This window comes from Bradyrhizobium sp. Kon56 (assembly GCF_055807635.1).
Genome location: NZ_JBVVOU010000177.1, coordinates 1 through 404, shown reverse-complemented (window position 1 = coordinate 404; position 404 = coordinate 1). Strand labels below are relative to the sequence as shown.

Annotated in this window: 1 protein-coding gene; it reads right to left on the bottom strand. The window is 62.9% G+C overall.

Going from position 1 to position 404, the window contains the following annotated elements; all coding sequences use genetic code 11:
• On the bottom strand, window positions 1–404 hold a 404-nt coding region (locus AC0L3B_RS38515), incomplete at both ends, for a porin (RefSeq protein ID WP_473382847.1).

Below are 404 nucleotides of genomic sequence, written 5' to 3'. Positions count from 1 at the left end.
TCGGTGGCGCCGTAGTAGGCAACGTGGTTGTCATGCGCAGCGACCGACGCCTGGAACAGACCCCAAGCCTGGTCGACACGGACCATACCGACGAGGTTCGGCGAACGCGAACCGCCGATGGCGTTGGAGCCATACGAACCGCCGATCATGCCAGCCGCAGTCGCGCCCGTCATGTTCAGGTTGCCGGCCTGGTAATAGGCCGTCGCATCTTCAGCCGAGAACGACGCCGTCACGCCCTGACCGAAGTCAGCGGTGTAGGTGAACTGGTTGACACCAGTGACCGTGCCGGAACCGCCGACGAGGCTGTCGAAGTTGTTGCCGGGATAGTTGGTCCAGGGCGCGTCGAACTGCGACACGGCCTTACCCATGGTGAAGCCAGCGAACTGGATGAAGGCGTAGTACAC